This window comes from Alkaliphilus crotonatoxidans, from assembly GCF_054658015.1.
This window is the reverse complement of sequence record NZ_BAAHXS010000006.1, coordinates 628042-644705: the sequence shown is the minus strand read 5'-3', so window position 1 is coordinate 644705 and position 16664 is coordinate 628042. Positions and strand designations below refer to the sequence as shown.

Annotated in this window: 16 protein-coding genes and 1 other annotated feature; of the genes, 2 read left to right on the top strand and 14 right to left on the bottom strand. The window is 39.8% G+C overall.

The features are described from left to right. Positions 1–10: 10 nt before the first annotated feature. The 9 genes from ilvC to ACYQ1I_RS15065 form a co-directional block, all read right to left on the bottom strand. Entirely contained in the window at positions 11–1003 is a 993-nt protein-coding gene (gene ilvC, locus ACYQ1I_RS15105; RefSeq protein WP_459766780.1) for a ketol-acid reductoisomerase, read from the bottom strand. 46 nt (positions 1004–1049) lie between these two features. Beyond that, on the bottom strand, positions 1050–1541 hold the full coding sequence (gene ilvN, locus ACYQ1I_RS15100) for an acetolactate synthase small subunit (RefSeq protein ID WP_459766778.1): 492 nt from the start codon (positions 1539–1541) through the stop codon (positions 1050–1052). 66 nt (positions 1542–1607) lie between these two features. Beyond that, positions 1608–1844 (bottom strand) — a binding site (T-box leader). Positions 1845–1941: 97 nt separating this feature from the next. Continuing rightward, entirely contained in the window at positions 1942–2457 is a 516-nt protein-coding gene (gene msrB, locus ACYQ1I_RS15095; protein ID WP_459766776.1) for a peptide-methionine (R)-S-oxide reductase MsrB, read from the bottom strand. A 161-nt stretch (positions 2458–2618) separates the two neighbouring features. Next, positions 2619–3929, bottom strand: coding sequence for a DEAD/DEAH box helicase (locus tag ACYQ1I_RS15090; RefSeq protein ID WP_459766774.1), 1311 nt, complete (start codon positions 3927–3929; stop codon positions 2619–2621). Positions 3930–4168: 239 nt separating this feature from the next. Continuing rightward, positions 4169–4711, bottom strand: coding sequence for an AAA family ATPase (locus ACYQ1I_RS15085; RefSeq protein ID WP_459766772.1), 543 nt, complete (start codon positions 4709–4711; stop codon positions 4169–4171). 59 nt (positions 4712–4770) lie between these two features. Continuing rightward, entirely contained in the window at positions 4771–5082 is a 312-nt protein-coding gene (locus ACYQ1I_RS15080) for a hypothetical protein (protein WP_459766770.1), read from the bottom strand. 450 nt (positions 5083–5532) lie between these two features. Further along, positions 5533–7491, bottom strand: coding sequence for a flavocytochrome c (locus ACYQ1I_RS15075; protein WP_459766768.1), 1959 nt, complete (start codon positions 7489–7491; stop codon positions 5533–5535). A gap of 223 nt (positions 7492–7714) precedes the next feature. Further along, the gene (locus tag ACYQ1I_RS15070) at positions 7715–8530 is read right to left on the bottom strand and encodes a MerR family transcriptional regulator (RefSeq protein ID WP_459766766.1); all 816 of its coding nucleotides are present in this window, start codon (positions 8528–8530) and stop codon (positions 7715–7717) included. 906 nt (positions 8531–9436) lie between these two features. Beyond that, complete coding sequence (locus ACYQ1I_RS15065; protein WP_459766764.1) at positions 9437–9760, bottom strand: hypothetical protein; 324 nt, start codon at positions 9758–9760, stop codon at positions 9437–9439. A 406-nt stretch (positions 9761–10166) separates the two neighbouring features. Between ACYQ1I_RS15065 and ACYQ1I_RS15060 the strand changes: the two genes are divergently transcribed. Then, the gene (locus ACYQ1I_RS15060; RefSeq protein WP_459766762.1) at positions 10167–11492 is read left to right on the top strand and encodes a helix-turn-helix domain-containing protein; all 1326 of its coding nucleotides are present in this window, start codon (positions 10167–10169) and stop codon (positions 11490–11492) included. Positions 11493–11521: 29 nt separating this feature from the next. Beyond that, complete coding sequence (locus tag ACYQ1I_RS15055) at positions 11522–11704, top strand: hypothetical protein (RefSeq protein ID WP_459766760.1); 183 nt, start codon at positions 11522–11524, stop codon at positions 11702–11704. Positions 11705–11888: 184 nt separating this feature from the next. On the opposite strand, the gene rbsB is transcribed toward ACYQ1I_RS15055, so the two are convergent. The 5 genes from rbsB to rbsK are packed head-to-tail and all read right to left on the bottom strand — an operon-like array spanning position 11889 to position 16646. Continuing rightward, positions 11889–12803 carry a ribose ABC transporter substrate-binding protein RbsB gene (rbsB, locus tag ACYQ1I_RS15050; RefSeq protein WP_459766758.1) on the bottom strand — a complete coding sequence of 305 codons (915 nt, stop codon included), beginning with the start codon at positions 12801–12803 and terminating at the stop codon, positions 11889–11891. A gap of 53 nt (positions 12804–12856) precedes the next feature. Continuing rightward, a complete protein-coding gene (gene rbsC, locus ACYQ1I_RS15045; protein ID WP_459766756.1) occupies positions 12857–13798 on the bottom strand; it encodes a ribose ABC transporter permease in 942 nt (313 codons plus the stop codon). After that, complete coding sequence (rbsA, locus tag ACYQ1I_RS15040) at positions 13799–15292, bottom strand: ribose ABC transporter ATP-binding protein RbsA (protein WP_459766754.1); 1494 nt, start codon at positions 15290–15292, stop codon at positions 13799–13801. It lies immediately after the preceding gene. 11 nt (positions 15293–15303) lie between these two features. Next, positions 15304–15723 carry a D-ribose pyranase gene (gene rbsD, locus ACYQ1I_RS15035; RefSeq protein ID WP_459766752.1) on the bottom strand — a complete coding sequence of 140 codons (420 nt, stop codon included), beginning with the start codon at positions 15721–15723 and terminating at the stop codon, positions 15304–15306. After that, a complete protein-coding gene (gene rbsK / locus ACYQ1I_RS15030; RefSeq protein WP_459766750.1) occupies positions 15720–16646 on the bottom strand; it encodes a ribokinase in 927 nt (308 codons plus the stop codon). The genes rbsD and rbsK overlap by 4 nt, the downstream gene beginning before the upstream one ends. Between the last annotated feature and the right edge of the window lie 18 nt (positions 16647–16664).

The following is a 16664-nucleotide window of genomic DNA, read 5'->3' as shown; positions in this document are numbered from 1 at the left end:
TTATATAGCCTTATTTCTGGTTCCAATTCATCATTTTTCTCAATTCCTTACCCACAACTTCAATTTGGTGGTTTTGCTCCATCCTTCTCCTTGCGTTAAAGGATGGCCGGTTGGCTTTGTTTTCCAGTATCCAGTTCTTTGCAAAGGTACCCTCCTGTACCTCCTTCAATACCTGCTTCATTTCACGGCGGGTTTCTTCTGTAATAAGGCGTTTTCCTACGGAATAATCACCATATTCTGCCGTATCACTGATGGAATACCGCATATAGCTTAGACCACCCTGATTAATCATATCTACAATCAGCTTCATTTCATGCAGGCATTCAAAATATGCACTTTCTGGCTGATACCCGGCTTCTACCAACACCTCGAAACCCATCTTCATCAGCTCTGTAACGCCTCCGCAGAGCACGGCCTGCTCACCAAAGAGATCCGTCTCGGTTTCCTCCTTGAAGGTGGTTTCCAATATACCGGCTCGGCTTCCTCCAATACCGGCGGCATAGGCCAGGGCAACCTCCAGGGTGTCGCCGGTTACATCCTGCTCTACTGCCACCAAACAGGGTACACCCTTTCCTTCCTGGAACTGACTTCTAACGGTATGACCGGGACCCTTGGGTGCCACCATAAAGACATTGACATCCTCGGGAGGCTGAATTTGTCCGTAGTGAATATTAAAGCCATGGGCAAACATTAAATACTTACCTGCCTTCAGATGAGGTGCAATGCTTTCTTCATAAAGCTGGGGCTGCTTTTCGTCATTGATTAGAATAACAATGACATCGGCCTGGGCTGCCGCCTCTGAAGCCACTGCCACAGAAAGGCCAGCCTTCTGGGCCAGGGCCCAGGATTTACTTCCCTCATAAAGGCCCACCACCACATCTACACCTGAATCCTTTAAATTTAAGGCATGGGCATGGCCCTGGCTGCCATAGCCAATGACCGCAACTTTTTTGTCCTTTAATCGTGCTAGATTACAGTCCTTCTCATAAAATAACTTTGCCATTTTAAAAATCCTCCTCTAAACTTTTTGATTTTTATTGAGATGAATCTTATGATTCAGTAGCTCCAAAGCGGCCCAGGGCCGTCAGCCCGGTTGTAACCATTTCTTCAATGCCATAGCCTTTCATGAGGGCTACGAAGGCAGTTGTTTTTTCCGGGTCACCCGTCAGCTCAAGGGTCATGGTTTGAGTTGATACATCGATGATTTTGCCCCGAAAGATTTCCACAATCTCCTTCACGCTGGATCTTTCAGCATCGGTAGCTCGAACCTTTACTAAAATCAATTCTCGGTAGACCGATTGGGCCGGCTTCAGGTCAATGATCTTGACAACCTCCACCAGCTTAGCCAGCTGTTTTCTAAGCTGATCTAAAAATTCGTCATCTCCCCTGGTTACAATGGTCATTCTCGAAAATGCTGGATTTTCTGTCTCCCCCACCGAGAGGCTGTCAATATTATAGCCCCTTCTGCTGAATAAGCCGGCCACTCTTCTCAGTACCCCCGACTGGTTTTCCACCAGAACGGAAAGCACATGCTTTTCCATGGAAATCCCTCCCTGTTATACTTGAATTTTTGTATAAAAAAACCCCGTCGCTGCAAATATTGCCTTTGCAGGGACGAGGATATTATCCACGCGTTACCACCCTTATTGTTTCTACTACAAGAAACCACTCCATTAGGTTCTATCAAACCCTTCGTCTATAACGGGACTTCCCGTTTATCCCTACTATATCTTTCGGAATAACTCCTCAGGAGTGATTCGAGTTTACCACAGTATCGGTTTTCACCAGCCACCGACTCTCTGAAACTGCTTCTGTAAATCTCCGATCTCCCTCAATGGATTTAAAAAATATTCTGTTAATTATATTGTATACCATCTTAACAAGGTTTTTCTTAAATGTCAATATAACTTTTTAAAAAATTTTTAGAATTTTGAAATCCAATTATTGAGAGGGTTCATCGGCTAAGAATTCCAGCGCCATGGAGTTAATACAAAATCGTTGACCTGTCGATACCGTTTCATCGTGAAATAGATGGCCGAGATGGCCGCCACAGCTGGTACAATGAACGGCGGTTCTGGTTGGATTAAAGGAATAGTCTATGGTTAAACCAATTTTTTCTTCAGATATCACCTTACTAAAGCTGGGCCAGCCTGTTCCGGCATCGAATTTATCCCTTGAACTGAAAATTTCTGTACTGCAGCCCTTACAGCAATAGATCCCCGTTTCCTTAAGCTCATAAAGTTCACTGCTAAAGGGCCTTTCCCTGCCTCCCTTTCTCAAAACAAAAAACGATTGCATCGGAAGAACCCTTCGCCATTCCTCCTCTGACTGTTTCATATGGAAGGCCATATCACTGTTTTCAATATGATTGTGTTTATTTCGTTTATTGCGTGCATTAATAAAAATGATAATTCTTAAAAAAATAAAGATACCAATTAAATAAAATATGTTTATCATTTTCATCACCCTAAATTAACTTAATTTGCCTTAGCCTTAATAATACAAGATTTTGCTTAATTATTAAATAAATGTGTTTGATAAATAACAAATTTATTTACTGATGGTAACAAATAAAAAAAGACCCAAGGTTTTGATAGGGTCTTCTTTATTATTTCTATTTAGCGTTTCTTTTTTGAAAATGATTTTCCCTTGGCACCAGACTTCTTAGTGCTTCTACCCTTCTCCTTTTCCATGGGCCTGCTTCTGTTATTTCTATATTTCTCTTGCTTATTGGAATTCTTAGGCTTTGTTGCTTTAGCTGACTGCAGCTTTTTCTTTCCCTCTTGTAATATCCATTCCTGGGTGTCGGGATTCTCTACCTTGACTTTTCTTTTATCAATGGCCATTCTAATTCCCTTTTCAATCAGCATCAAGGTATCACGATCCTTTGGTGAAACAAAGGTAACGGCCATCCCCATTTGGCCGGCTCTGCCGGTTCTGCCGATACGATGTATGTAGTCTTCCGTATCCTGGGGAATATCATAATTAAACACATGGGTTATACCCTCAATGTCCAGTCCCCTGGCGGCCACATCGGTGGCCACCAAAAACTGTAGCTTAGCACTTCTAAAGGCCTTCATTACCTTTTCCCGCTTTGCCTGGGTTAAATCTCCATGAAGCTCGTCAGTCTTGTAGCCATTACGCCCAAGGGCCTCATTTAAAGCCTTGGCCCGTCGTTTTGTACGGCAAAAAATAATGGCCATGAAGGGACGGTATTCCTCAAGGGCAGCAATTAAGGACGCCTGCTTTCCCCGATCGGTGGTTTCAATAACAAGCTGTTTGATTTCCCTTAAAGTAATATCCTCACCCTTAACCTGTATTTGAACTGGTTCATTCATATATTGGACAGCCAGGGAACGGATTTCCCGAGGCATAGTAGCAGAGAAAAACATGGTTTGTCGATCTACCGGCGTCTGTTTAATTATGCTCTCTACGTCATTGATAAATCCCATATGCAGCATTTGATCCGCCTCATCCAATACCAGCATTTTAAGGTGTTTAATATTAATGGTCTGTCGTCGAAGATGATCCAGCAGCCTTCCTGGTGTACAAATGACCATATGAATGTTTCCCTTAAGTCTTCTAATCTGCTGTTCAACATCCTGTCCGCCGTAGGCAGCCAAAAGATTTACTGCCTTAGCAGCTGTCAGCTTTCGGGCCTCGGCGGTGATTTGTATGGCCAATTCCCTGGTGGGTGTAATGATTAATGCCTGAACATCATCCTTAGTTAAATCAATTTGTTCAAAAATTGGCAGCACAAAGGCCAGGGTTTTACCTGTACCGGTTTGGGCCTGGGCAATCACATCCTTTCCCCGCAGCAATTCCGGAATAACCTGGGTTTGAATGGGGGTAGGGTCTGTAATGCCATTCTCCTTTAGCACTTCGACCATTTCAGCCTTTATTCCTAAATCTAAAAAATCTTGCTTCATAGTTTTAAAATACCTTCCTGTTTTTTAATATTATGTTCCTTTATTTAACAATCCATTCTGTCATTTTATCACAGCCCTTGACAAATAGCAAAGACTTCCTGATCAGGAGGGCACTATAAAAAAATAAGCAACTAGTTTTTTGCCAAGCTGCTTTTTTGAACTTATTAAATTATACTGAATATGTCATAATCATTCCCATTATAGAGGTTATAATCAAAAAATCCTAAAAAAATTAAGTATTATTTAACCTCAATAACAGCCTGTATCCTTTTTAGCCTTTCCTCCACCTCTATATCTCCTTCTATTCTAAGTACCTTACAATTTAACTTGTTTAACCAATGGTCGTGCAGCTTCTTACTCCTGATATTTAAGTCTCCCCCATCATACCTTGATGCCCATTCTATAAATTTTAAGTGGTTTTCGTATTGCTTTCCGCCAGGATTAATTTCTCGTCCATACCTAGTCTTTTCTCGCTCCATTAGCCTGACCATTCTGATTTCCTCTGGTATCCATAAAAATATTACCAGATCAAAATAGGGGATAAATACATCTCCCCAGCCACATAGGGAACCCGACAGCACCCATTTTTCCGTATTCTTTAATTGTTCGCCTAAGAGCTTTACTCGTTCTCCTACTTCACGTATTTGCCTGTAGGGTGGTTCAGTTTTAATCCAAAAGAAATCATCGGTATCAAAATGTCTATAGCTTAGCTCCTGGCACATTCTTTCTGCCAAGGTGGTTGTTCCTGAACCCGAAGCCCCCAAGATATGAATTCGATTCATCTACTTATACAGCTCCTTTATCGTTTCAGTGTTAAAGGGATAGCAGCATTGAGAACTAACTATCTTTTATCTTTTTTTCTGTCATTGAAAATTTCAGCTGCAATTAGAACAAGTAAATAAATTACTATTGTTCGTAATAATATACGAATAAAATCCGCTTGAAAGGTATGGGTTGAAAATCTGAAGCCCTTAAAACTAATTTGGGCTACAATATATGAGCCTGCCAGGTAAACTACTTTTATAACACAATTCCGTGCTGTTTCTCTGTTTTTCAATAACAACCATGCTATAAAAAACACTGCTAAAATAAAGATAGCAAATAAAAAATAATAAGATAACGTCAATCTTGGTAATATAATTTCAGTTTCCATGCCTTACCCCTCCTTAAATATTAGAATTTCTTACTATAGAAAGCCAGTAAACTGCTTTTCACTGTATAAAGTCAACTCTATTTCAATCTATATTCTTTATATACAGCATTATATTCTCAATTCTTGAGCCGCTTATAACCAAGGAATAGAAGGTAAATGATCCCCCCCAATACAATCAAATTTAATTGCTGAAATAATAAACCAAAGGTTATTTAAAACATTTTTAAACCTTCTGAAAACAAATCTAAAGCAAATACATAATACTATATATGCTTTAAACAAATAGAGCTGTTTTTTATGGATTCCCTCATGTTTCTATTCTCGATATTTTTTCTGTTTCCTTCAATATTTTCTATAATTCAACAGATGGTTTTTGGAGAAATATTTAAAATCAGAAAAATTACAGCCCCCTAAAGTATTTTAGGAGGCTGCTTGTTTAGCTATCTTAAATTATTTTTCTGTTGCGGCACTTTCACCAGCAATTTTTCCAAATACCATTATATCAGCAATTGCATTTCCGCCCAGGCGATTACCCGCATGGATTCCACCAGTTACTTCACCGGCAGCATATAGGCCTGATATAGGTTTACCGCTTGTACTAATTACTCTGGCATATTCATCTATTTCCAGCCCTCCCATGGTATGATGTACCGAAGGTGATCGGGGAGTTGCATAGAAGGGGCCTACCTCGATTTTGGGCCCAAAGTTCTTCTTGCCAAAGTCTGGGTCACTTCCATTTTCTATATAAGAATTATATTTATTGATTTCAGACACCAGTACTTCGGGGTCCATATCCAACTGAACTGCCAGCTCTTCCAGAGTATCGGCCTTATAGACACTCTTGGTTTCGATAAGATTATCTATACTGTCACCCCAATTGTTTTTTTCGCCGGGTTGTGGGTTTCCAGCGGTTACCTGATCACAAATAATATAGAACAGGCCATCTTTTTGTTCTAACGCTGCGGCTGCTAGCACGTCTCTGCCTGAATACTCATTGACAAAACGTCTTCCCTCAGAATTTACAAAGACCTGGGATTCAGCACTGCCCCATAGTCCTCCTGACAAAGCCCCACTGGTAGGGTGAGAGCTTGGCATTAATTGAATGAAGCCCATACCCACTAAGTTGGCATCTACCGCTTTACCCATTATAATTCCATCACCGGTTGAGTCGGATGAATTTGTTGTAGGCATACTAAGGGGCAAATCAGGCCAGTATACATTATATTCCGCCCTCATTTCAGGGTTGGCTCCAAATCCACCTGTTGCAATGACAACACCCTTTTCTGCCCTTAGGGTAACAGGTGTACCGTCGCTCTTCTCTGCCTTGACCCCAACAACTCTGTCATTTTCAACAATTAGTTCTAAGCCCTTGGTTTCAAGCATTATTTCTACACCCATCTCAGTAGATGCTTCGTTAAGTGTTCTGATGTAACCTGATCCAATTGCCTCAGTTGTACCATGGGTTCTGGGCCAAAGGGCACCCAATACGGTACTAATGTCATCAGAAAATTTAAGGCCATAGCCTTCCAGCCATTCGATGGCCTTGTATGAATTTTTAGCTAGAATTTCTATCAGGCTAGTCTTACCGGTAATAACTGATCCATCAAGACCCTCACGTTTGCCTCCCATGTAGGTTTGTACCATATGTAACTCAACAGAATCAAAAAGAACACTGGTATCACCCTTAAGATACTCCTGGATTTGACCCTTTAGTATTTTCAAGGTAGGAGCCATATCTCCAAAATCTTCTTCCTTTAAATCCAATATAGACTTTAACTCACCTATAAGGGGCTGAGTCATTTCAACAGCACTTTGTCTTTTAGGATCAACAGCATTGTATGCGCCCCCTGCCCGAAGGGTATTTCCACCCAGGGCAGCTGCCTTTTCAATCAAAATAACGCTGGCACCATTTTCAGCAGCTGATGTGGCGGCTGCCAGCCCTGCACCACCACCACCAATAACGACTACATCCGCTGTCTTATTGATTTCCTCACCGGCACTCTTAATATCCTTTTTGGTTTTCAATGCCTGAACATCGCCACCAGCTTGAATGACACAAGCTTCAACGGCCATTAGGAACCCATTACTGGTATTTGTAGCCCCTGAAATTGTATCAATGGCCAATGTCTGCCCATTAATAATTTTCTCTGGGAAATTAGTAAAGACTGGCTTTGCAATATCCTCTGTTTCATTGTGACTAACAACCTTAATCTCTTCAATCTCTGTTTCACTGAAGGTAACTGATACGGTTATATCGCCAAAGTTACCCTTTGCTGAAGCTGTGTAGGTTCCTGCCTGATACAAGGCATCGGAACTGGCGGGTGTCTTGGTATCTGAGCAGCCCACCATTAGCATCATAATGAGGCTTAGTACTAGGCATATTGCCACCTTTGACCTGTGTTTTTTCAATGTAATTCCCCCTTGTCTAAATTGCTTATCAATTTTGCACCGTTAGTTATTTAATTAACAATTGCTAATTTAACTGTGATTTATTGATAAGCTTGCTTTTTTATTTGCCTCTACTATATTATAAAGCCTGTATCTACTCCAGAGTCAATGTTATAATTTTTATTATTTTTTTGTAATAAAAGTACTTTTTAGATATTTACATAGTTAAAATACTGAATTTAAATTATTTTATTTTCTTAACTGGAATCCATAGTTCAAAATATCTAGCCAGTTGATTTTTATCGTGTTCTTCATTTATAATCCATCCAACCACCTCTCCATTTAGTTGTAGACCCTGCTCTCGAATATAGTTTAAAGCCGGCTTCAGTCTATAGGGCTGTAGTATTTCATCATTACTGCATTTAATAATCGTATGTACACAGAGCTTAGCTTCTATTCTTTTTGAATAGTTTAAATCCAATTGATTAATTTTTTCCTGATACTTTGTGCTAATGGCATACCCCCAAAAAACCTGGGTACCATCTGGAATGTCTGCTTCAAGTATATTCAGTGCCAGCCAAATAAAGGGCATATGTTCCAACCATTTTCGTGTTACTTTTTTTTTCGTTTCTACCTCGCCCTTTTTAAATTGATGATTCACCTGATTGTTAAAAAAAATCAATTCAGGACCTTCTTCAAGCACATAATTATCTACCAATCTTTCTATATTATTAAAGGATTCCTTCACTTCTTTTATTCTTACAGACAGCTCTTGATAGTGCTTGATTTTATTTTCAATAGCTACTATTTGTTCCGATAACCTGGCAGATGCTTCTCGAAAGTTATAATTATCTAAAAAATCTATCGCCTCATCTGTGGTAAAATCCATATTTCGATAATATTTATAGGCCACCAGCTTATGAATATCCATTGCATTAAAAAGCCTATAGTTATTTTTTTCATTTTTTTCAGGCTTCACAATTCCTCTTTTTTCAAAAAAGCGTATTGTTTCGGGAGCTATTCCTATAATTCGTTCTACGTCTCCTATTTTGTATTTCATGTCATTACTCCTCCAATGCCACATGAATATTAATTTAACAGTTATGTAATTATTATTCCATATTAAATTGTTAATTCCTGCTTAAATTATGGTGATCTATTAGATATTATGAAGCAATTATCTTGTGACACTAAATGTATATAAAAAACCTTTCCTTACCAGACGCTTAGTTGTCTTGATAAGGAAAGGTTTTTTTATTTCTAAGCTTGAAGAAAATTATCAGGGGAACTAACCCTTTGATCCTCTAACTAAAAAAAGATCAGTTCTGCAAGGATGGCTCCTAATTTTTCTATAAACTACTATTAAGGAAGAGCCTCCTTTACATAGAAATAAAGCTTTCTACATCCTCTGTTCTAATATCGATATAATCTTCTTCATTACTCGTTCGTATAAGCCGAATATACATAGGTTCTTCCTTTGTACTGCCACCACCTATAAGTAAATAAAAATTATTATCTATTTCGTAGCGTAAAATATATAATCCACTACCAATATCTATACAGTCATACTCTTGAAAATCATCCCAAGAGAGTTTATTTCCCTTTGAGATAATTCTATCACCATATCCAAAGATAATTTACTTTTTTCCTTTCTAAAAAAATACCATTTACTATCTATCATTATAACAATCCCATCTTCATAAAGGGCATATTTTGAACCTATGCAACCTATTTTACCGCTCGAAAAATAGACATTCCAACAATAATTAATACAAATATTGGTAACGCATTTCTAACATACAAGTTCCACATTTAATTCACCTTTACCTTTCAAGGAGTTTGGCTAAACCATGATTATTATTATCTAAACGAGTCCCTATGATTTTGGTATTTATACCCTTTTAACTATACCTTAACTGTATGGCAAGCTCTGACTTCGCCGTATTATTTGAATGTTCAATTACTCTTACGGTTTTGCTCTTACATTAGATGCTATACTATATGAAACAACTAAGACGTAAAGGACAATATATGAATAGAAAATTCTATGTCTCCCAATTAAATAATTAATAGCTAAAACACTGGTTATTCCAACACTTACAGCTATGAAAAATTTCATTTTGATAGATAAGTTTCCCCCTTTAATACATATAGGCAATATAAATAAAGTTATACAGTAAAGAAAGAAAAAAGTAGAGAAGTTAGTATCAAAACCCATCACTATAGATGCAAGAGAGATTACTGTAATTTTAATTAGTGGCTTAAGTTCCACAAGGAATTTATTGTACATAAGAACCACACCTTCTTTATTTAAGCTTTATTATATCATAAAAATAGAAACAGAGTAAAAATATACCTAATATTTGAATGGATAGATTAAATTATTTACTCAAAGCTTGGTCAAAATTGTAAAAATCCTATTCTTTTTCCATTAATATATTTAACTATACCTTGCCCTTGATCTTACTCTACTGTGTTACATGTACTTAACAAAATAGAAATGATAAAAAATAATATTATCATACAAATAAATTTCATTGTTGTATAATTCTGATAAACTCAAGATTCTATGGCTTGTAAAAAAACACCATAACTTCACAGTTTAAATTGACAGATTGTCTAAGTACAGCTATACTGGAATAAAGAACGTCTATTTATACTTTTCTGATAAATATGTTAGGGGGGAGACCTGACACATGAGGGTATTAAGCACAGGAGAAAAAATTAGGCAGTTACGAATGGGGATTGGACTAAAACAAGGGGACATTTCAAACGAAGAAATCACCAGAAGCCTGATTAGTATGATTGAAAATAACAAAAGAAACCTGACCTTTAATACAGCCAAGGTAATTGCGGCTGCACTAAATAAGTACTATGTTAATCTTGGTAAGGAAATTACACCGGATTTGTTGCTTGAATCGGAGGTCGAACAGGCCCAACGGATTATTCGTGAGCGATTAAATGAAATGCAGCAGCTATTGGATAAGCCCGCAGCAGGTACTGAATCTCAGGTTTATCAAAGCTTTCAAAAGTTGATTGACTTTGCCCAGGAATGGAAGCTGGATGAAATGGTTGCAGAGCTATATGAAGCCAGGGGCCGATATCACTACAAGACCTATCAATATAACGAGGCCTTGAAGGATTTCTTCAATGCACAGGAATATCACTTGAAAAGAGAAAATTATCATCGGGTGGCCTCAATATACAATTTAATAGGAATTAGCCTTTATCAGCTAAATTCACCTGAACAGGCAATATTGTATTATGAAAAAGCATATGATACCATCGTTACCCATCATACCAGTAACTATGATAAATTAAAACCGATTGTGCTAATAAATAAGACGCTGTCTTATAGTAAAATTAAACGATATGATATGACCTTTAATACAATTAAAGAGTTTAAAGAATCTTATAGAAATGAAGATCATTACTATTACGAAATACTTCTTATTGAAGCAAATGCTTATTTTGATATAAATAATTATCAAAAGGCAGAAAAGCTTTATAACAAATTAATAAAAAAGTCTTCAAAATTTCGACAAAGCTTACTATTGTTAGTATACGAAAGCTATGCCGATTTGCTTCAAATACAGGGTGATTATAAACAAAGCTTACATTATATTAACCTAGCCTATGATTGCATTAATGATGAAAAGCCTAACTATGCAGTTTACCTTTATATGAAGCAAGCTAAAGCCTTACAGAAGCTAGGAAGAATCAAAGAAGCCAATAGCCTTATCGAGAAAGGCCTAACTCTTGCCGAAAAGGTTTCTAAAACAGATGTATTTGTTGATTTATCAATATTGAAAATAAAGTTACTTATAGATAATAAAGAATATCAAGCTGCTGAAGCAGCACTCCATTGGCTAGAAAAATATGTCCAAAACAATGCTATGGGTGAAAGAGTTTCTGAAATATATCTTTATTATATGGAGCTATACTGCAAAAATAATAATACTTTTAAATTGTTAGATTATATTAATAAATCCAAAATACTCAAAGAAGAAAAACATGGCTAGAATTTTTAAACATTAGAGGAGGAAGTATAATGATTTTTAAAAGAAAACTAGTAGCTTTAGTAGTATGTTCTGTAGTTTTTATTACTCAATTGATCGCAGTAGATGCCCTAGTAATAACAGACTATTCCTCTATCAGTACCAGTAAACTAACTGGCCTCGCCATCACTACTCCAATAACAACTCTTTCCAATCCAGATCCTGAAATGGATTAAAAAGTTTAGTTTATAGCATTTAAAAAAGCTATCACCCACTACAGGTTGATAGCTTTTTTCTGTCAAGTTTGAATTTAAATTAAAAGCTTGGCCAGCATAATGACAAATGCATATTGTACTGAATAAATAAAAAGCTGGCCTTTGGTAACCCTATTACCTAGACCAGCTATTATCTAAAAAAAGATTATTCTGTTATTAACTTTAAATCAACTGGAATAAAGTCTTCTACCGATTCCCCTTGAATAACTTGATGGGCTGTTTCTACCCCAAGACTGCCAATAAGGTCTGGCTGCTGGGCAACAGTTGCTGCCATTTCTCCGTCTTTTACTGCCTTTACAGCATCGTCGGTGGCATCAAAGCCCACTACTAAAATATCTCTTCCTGATGCTTTAATAGCTTGTAAAGCTCCCAGGGCCATTTCATCGTTATGGGCAAATACGGCATTAATTTCTGGTTGAGCCTGCAAAATATTTTCCATTACTTCAAGCCCTCTGGTTCTGTCAAAGTCAGCTGTTTGCTTTGCCGCAACCTCTAACTCTGTTGATGCAATCGCTTCATTAAAGCCTTGGCCCCGATCTCTGGCGGCTGAGGTTCCTGCAATTCCTTCCAGCTCCACCACTTTACCGCTGCCTCCTAATTGTTCAACTATGAATTCGCCGGCCATTTTTCCGCCAGCAACATTGTCTGATGCGATATGGGAAACTACATCACCTGCATTGGCTCCCCGGTCAAGGGTAATAACAGGAATCCCCTTGGCGTTGGCAGCCCTGACGGCATTTCCTACGGCATCGGAATCTGTTGGGTTAATTAGAATGACATCAACATTTTGAGTAACTAGATCCTCAACATTGGATATTTCTCTGGATGGGTCATTTTGTGAATCTAACACAACTAGATCATAGCCTAATTCTTGGGCCTTTGCCTCTGCTCCCTCCTTCAAACTTACAAAGAAGGGATTATTCAGAGTTGAAATAACCAATCCGATCTTCTCCTTACCGCCTTCATTGCCCTGTGGTGCAGGGTCGGCACTTTGCCCGCAACCCACTATAAGGGTCATAACCAGCATTAGCATTAAAGCAATTGAAAACAACTTTTTCATTTTAATTCCCCCTTAATTTATTTGTTAAAGCCTTCTACATAAGGGCTTTAAGCCTATTTTGACTTTCTGTCCAATAATACAGCAATCAGAATCACCAGCCCCTTTACCAGCTGTTGATAATAGGAGGATACATCCATCAGATTCAGGCCATTATTGAGTATACCAATAATCAGGGCCCCTATAACGGTCCCCAGGATTCCTCCTACTCCTCCCGACAGACTGGTTCCTCCCAGTACAACGGCCGCTATGGCATCTAATTCATAGCCGCTGCCAGCCTGGGGCTGGGCAGAGGATAAACGAGCTGTCACAATGATACCCGCCAGGGCCGACAGCAAACCACTGATTCCATAGACGTAGGCTTTAATTCTTCTGGTGTTTATTCCAGAAAGGGCTGTGGCTTCTTCATTTCCTCCTAGGGCATAGGTATATCGCCCAAAGGGTGTCTGCTTTAAAATATAGTAGCCTAAGGCAAATACCGCCAGGGTCATATAGATAGGCAATGGTATGCCTAAAAGATAGCCTGAACCCAGGTCAGCAAATTTTGCAGCCCCTGGTCCATGACCAATGCTGATGGGCTTACCGTCGGTAAAGACCAGGGTAGCCCCCCTTAAAAGGGTCATGGTGGCCAGGGTAGCGATAAAGGGCTGAACCTTGCCCCGGGTAATAATATAGCCGTTGGCCAATCCCAATAGGGTTCCCACCACAAGGCTGATGATCAAAACTAGGGCCCAGTTGACTCCCGCGGCGATCAACCAGGCCGCCAGGGCTCCTATAAAGCCCAAAATAGAGCCAACCGACAGGTCGATTCCACCGGTCAGAATGACAAAGGTCATTCCTGCTGCAATGATAGCATTAATTGAGGTTTGCCTTAATACATTCAGCAAATTGGATACGGTTAAAAACCTTGGATTAATGATGGCGATAATTGCAGCAAATATAATTAGCAATATAACTGATCGCATGGTTTTCATTAGCTGTTGAAGCTTTTCGTTCATTTATTGCACCTCCATTCCCATGGCATAACGTATAATTTTTTCCTGGGTAGCTTCTTTTCCTAACAGTTCTCCTGTTATACGTCCTTCATGGAGTATGAGAATACGGTCACACATTCCCAAAACCTCGGGTATTTCAGAAGAAATCATAATAATACTCATTCCAGCTTCTTTAAATTGGTTCATTAGCTGATAAATTTCTTTTTTAGCACCCACATCGACACCCCTTGTGGGCTCATCTAATATAAGCACTTTAGGCTTTGTCATCAGGCATTTGGCAATGGACACCTTTTGCTGGTTTCCACCGCTTAGGTTTTTTACCAATTGCTTTTGACTTGGTGTTTTAATGGCCATGCTCTTGATAAAATCATCTACCGCATTGCTTTCCTGCTGCTTATCGATTTTACCAAGGGCCTTTTTAAAGGTTTTCAGACTGGAAAGGCTCATGTTTTCCTTAACAGACAGACCCAGCACCAAACCGTCGCCCTTTCTGTCTTCAGACACATAGGCAATTCCTGCCTTCATGGCATCCTCGGGGCTGTTGATTGATAGGGCTTCCTTTCCTAAATAAAGACTGCCGGCTTCCTTTCTAAGGGCACCAATAATGGTTTTGGCAAGTTCTGTCCTTCGAGAGCCCATTAGGCCTGCAATTCCCAATATTTCCCCCTGCTTCACCTGAAAGCTGATGTCTTTAATGAAGTGATTGGACAAGCCTTCAATTCGCAGGGTTGGTTCTCCGATTTCCCCGGTTGCTTTGGGAAATTGCTCGGTTAACTTTCTACCCACCATCATTTCTATCAGCTGATTTTCAGAAATATCAACAACAGATCGTTCTCCCACCAGCTTACCATCCCTTAAAACCGTTACGGCATCACAAATTTCAAAGATTTCCTTCAGACGGTGGGAAATATAGATAATACTTCTTCCTTCATTTCTCAGCTCCTGAATAACACGAAACAGCTGCTCCGTTTCCTTGTCGGTAAGGGCATCGGTGGGTTCATCCATCACAATTACCCTGGCATCAAGGGATAGGGCCTTGGCGATTTCCACCATCTGCTGCTGACCAATGCTCAGGTCTTTGCAAAGCCTCCTGGGGTCCTCTGTGACACCGAGCCTGTTCAGCAGCCCTTCGGCCTCAGTATAGAGCTGCTTCCAATTAATTTTGCCAAAGGTGCGGGGCTCACGACCCAGAAAAATATTTTCGCCAATGGTTAAGCCAGGAATTAGGTTTAGTTCCTGATGAATGATGGCAATACCTTGCTCCTGGGAATCCTTTGGCCCTTTAAAGTCCACCAGCTTCCCCTGATAGTAAATTTCCCCCGAGGTTTTAGGATAAACCCCCGTCAAAATCTTCATCAGCGTAGACTTTCCAGCGCCATTTTCCCCCAGCAGGGCCATTACCCCACCAGCCGGTACCTTGAAGCTTACCCCATTCAGCGCCATTACACCGGGGAATTCCTTTGTTATATTTTTCATTTCAAGAATATAATTTGGCATAGTATCAGCTCCTAAAAAACAACGCCAGATTTTAATATAATGTTGGCATAGGGTGTTTGCTCCCCTGTTCTTATCACTGCCCTGGTGTCGGTGGTTAAAGCTTTAAATTCCCCATGCTCCACCTCAATCAATTTGATTGGCCCCATTTCTTGGGCCTCCTGATCCTTTAAAATTTCCATAACCCGATCATATAGAGCAGGGCTATTTTCCTTCATTTCCTTGGCAATAATTACCTCCTCTATTTTCAGCTCTGTTAATATCACCTCCAGGGTATCAATAAAGCCCGGCAGGTTCTTGCTTAATGCCAGATCAATTCGCTTTACACCACTGGGTATGGGCAGACCGCAATCGGCAATGGTAATTCCGTCGGTATGGCCCATTTTACTGATTTCGTAGCTGATTTCAGAATTCAATAATGCTCCCCGCTTCATTTTATCCCTCCTTTAAAATGTGCCAGGTCAGATCGATAGGGTAAAGAGCTTTGGGCCCCCTCCTTCATAACAGTCAATGCACCAACCTGCATGGCAAAGTCAATGGTTTCATCAAGGGACCTGCCTTCAGCCAGGGCCACTGCTACAGCGGCGGCAAAACTGTCTCCTGCTGCCGTAGTATCGACAGCCTTAACAGGATATGCCTGATATTCTTTGATTAAATCCTTAGAAACATACAGACATCCCTTTTCCCCCAGGGTAACAATCATTTCCTTAACCCCTTTATCAAGGAGTACCTTTGCTCCCTTAATCAGATTTTCCTTAGAATCGGCAGCAATACCACTTAGCCTTTCCAGCTCTGTTTCATTTGGCAGCAGTAAATCTACATTTTTAAAGATTTCTTCATCCAGGTCAACCGCAGGGGCCGGGTTTAAAATGGTTGTTTTATTCATCTCCTTGGCCCGCTGTAATCCAAAGGCCACTGTACTTAAGGGAACCTCCAGCTGGGCCAGCAATATATCGGCCTCGGCCAGCTTTTCCATGGCTTCCTTTTCCTTAAGACCTTCAACGGTTAATGAAAAATTGGCCCCCGGTACCACAACGATGGAATTATTGCCCTCTTCCTCTACTATAATCATGGCAATACCTGTGGCAACCTGTGGGGTTTTTTTCACCGCCTCCAGGTTGACACCATCCCTGGCCAAATTCTCCAGGAGTATTGTTCCAAAGCTGTCGGCCCCTACTCGGCCAATCATGTGAATATTGCCTCCCAGTCTAGCTATGGCCAGGGCTTGGTTAGCACCCTTCCCTCCTGGTATTTCTTTGTATTGGTTACCAAATATAGTTTCTCCCAGCTTTGGCATTTTTCTTACCTTGACCACCAAATCCATGTTCAGGCTTCCGATCACAGCTATCTGTTTCATAGATCCCCCTCCTATTTA

Coding starts and splice junctions, on each gene's coding strand:
- ilvC (WP_459766780.1), bottom strand. CDS start 1,003: ATGGCAAAGTTATTTTATGAGAAGGACTGTAATCTAGCACGATTAAAG.
- ilvN (WP_459766778.1), bottom strand. CDS start 1,541: ATGGAAAAGCATGTGCTTTCCGTTCTGGTGGAAAACCAGTCGGGGGTA.
- msrB (WP_459766776.1), bottom strand. CDS start 2,457: ATGATAAACATATTTTATTTAATTGGTATCTTTATTTTTTTAAGAATT.
- ACYQ1I_RS15090 (WP_459766774.1), bottom strand. CDS start 3,929: ATGAAGCAAGATTTTTTAGATTTAGGAATAAAGGCTGAAATGGTCGAA.
- ACYQ1I_RS15085 (WP_459766772.1), bottom strand. CDS start 4,711: ATGAATCGAATTCATATCTTGGGGGCTTCGGGTTCAGGAACAACCACC.
- ACYQ1I_RS15080 (WP_459766770.1), bottom strand. CDS start 5,082: ATGGAAACTGAAATTATATTACCAAGATTGACGTTATCTTATTATTTT.
- ACYQ1I_RS15070 (WP_459766766.1), bottom strand. CDS start 8,530: ATGAAATACAAAATAGGAGACGTAGAACGAATTATAGGAATAGCTCCC.
- ACYQ1I_RS15065 (WP_459766764.1), bottom strand. CDS start 9,760: ATGTACAATAAATTCCTTGTGGAACTTAAGCCACTAATTAAAATTACA.
- ACYQ1I_RS15060 (WP_459766762.1), top strand. CDS start 10,167: ATGAGGGTATTAAGCACAGGAGAAAAAATTAGGCAGTTACGAATGGGG.
- ACYQ1I_RS15055 (WP_459766760.1), top strand. CDS start 11,522: ATGATTTTTAAAAGAAAACTAGTAGCTTTAGTAGTATGTTCTGTAGTT.
- rbsB (WP_459766758.1), bottom strand. CDS start 12,803: ATGAAAAAGTTGTTTTCAATTGCTTTAATGCTAATGCTGGTTATGACC.
- rbsC (WP_459766756.1), bottom strand. CDS start 13,798: ATGAACGAAAAGCTTCAACAGCTAATGAAAACCATGCGATCAGTTATA.
- rbsA (WP_459766754.1), bottom strand. CDS start 15,292: ATGCCAAATTATATTCTTGAAATGAAAAATATAACAAAGGAATTCCCC.
- rbsD (WP_459766752.1), bottom strand. CDS start 15,723: ATGAAGCGGGGAGCATTATTGAATTCTGAAATCAGCTACGAAATCAGT.
- rbsK (WP_459766750.1), bottom strand. CDS start 16,646: ATGAAACAGATAGCTGTGATCGGAAGCCTGAACATGGATTTGGTGGTC.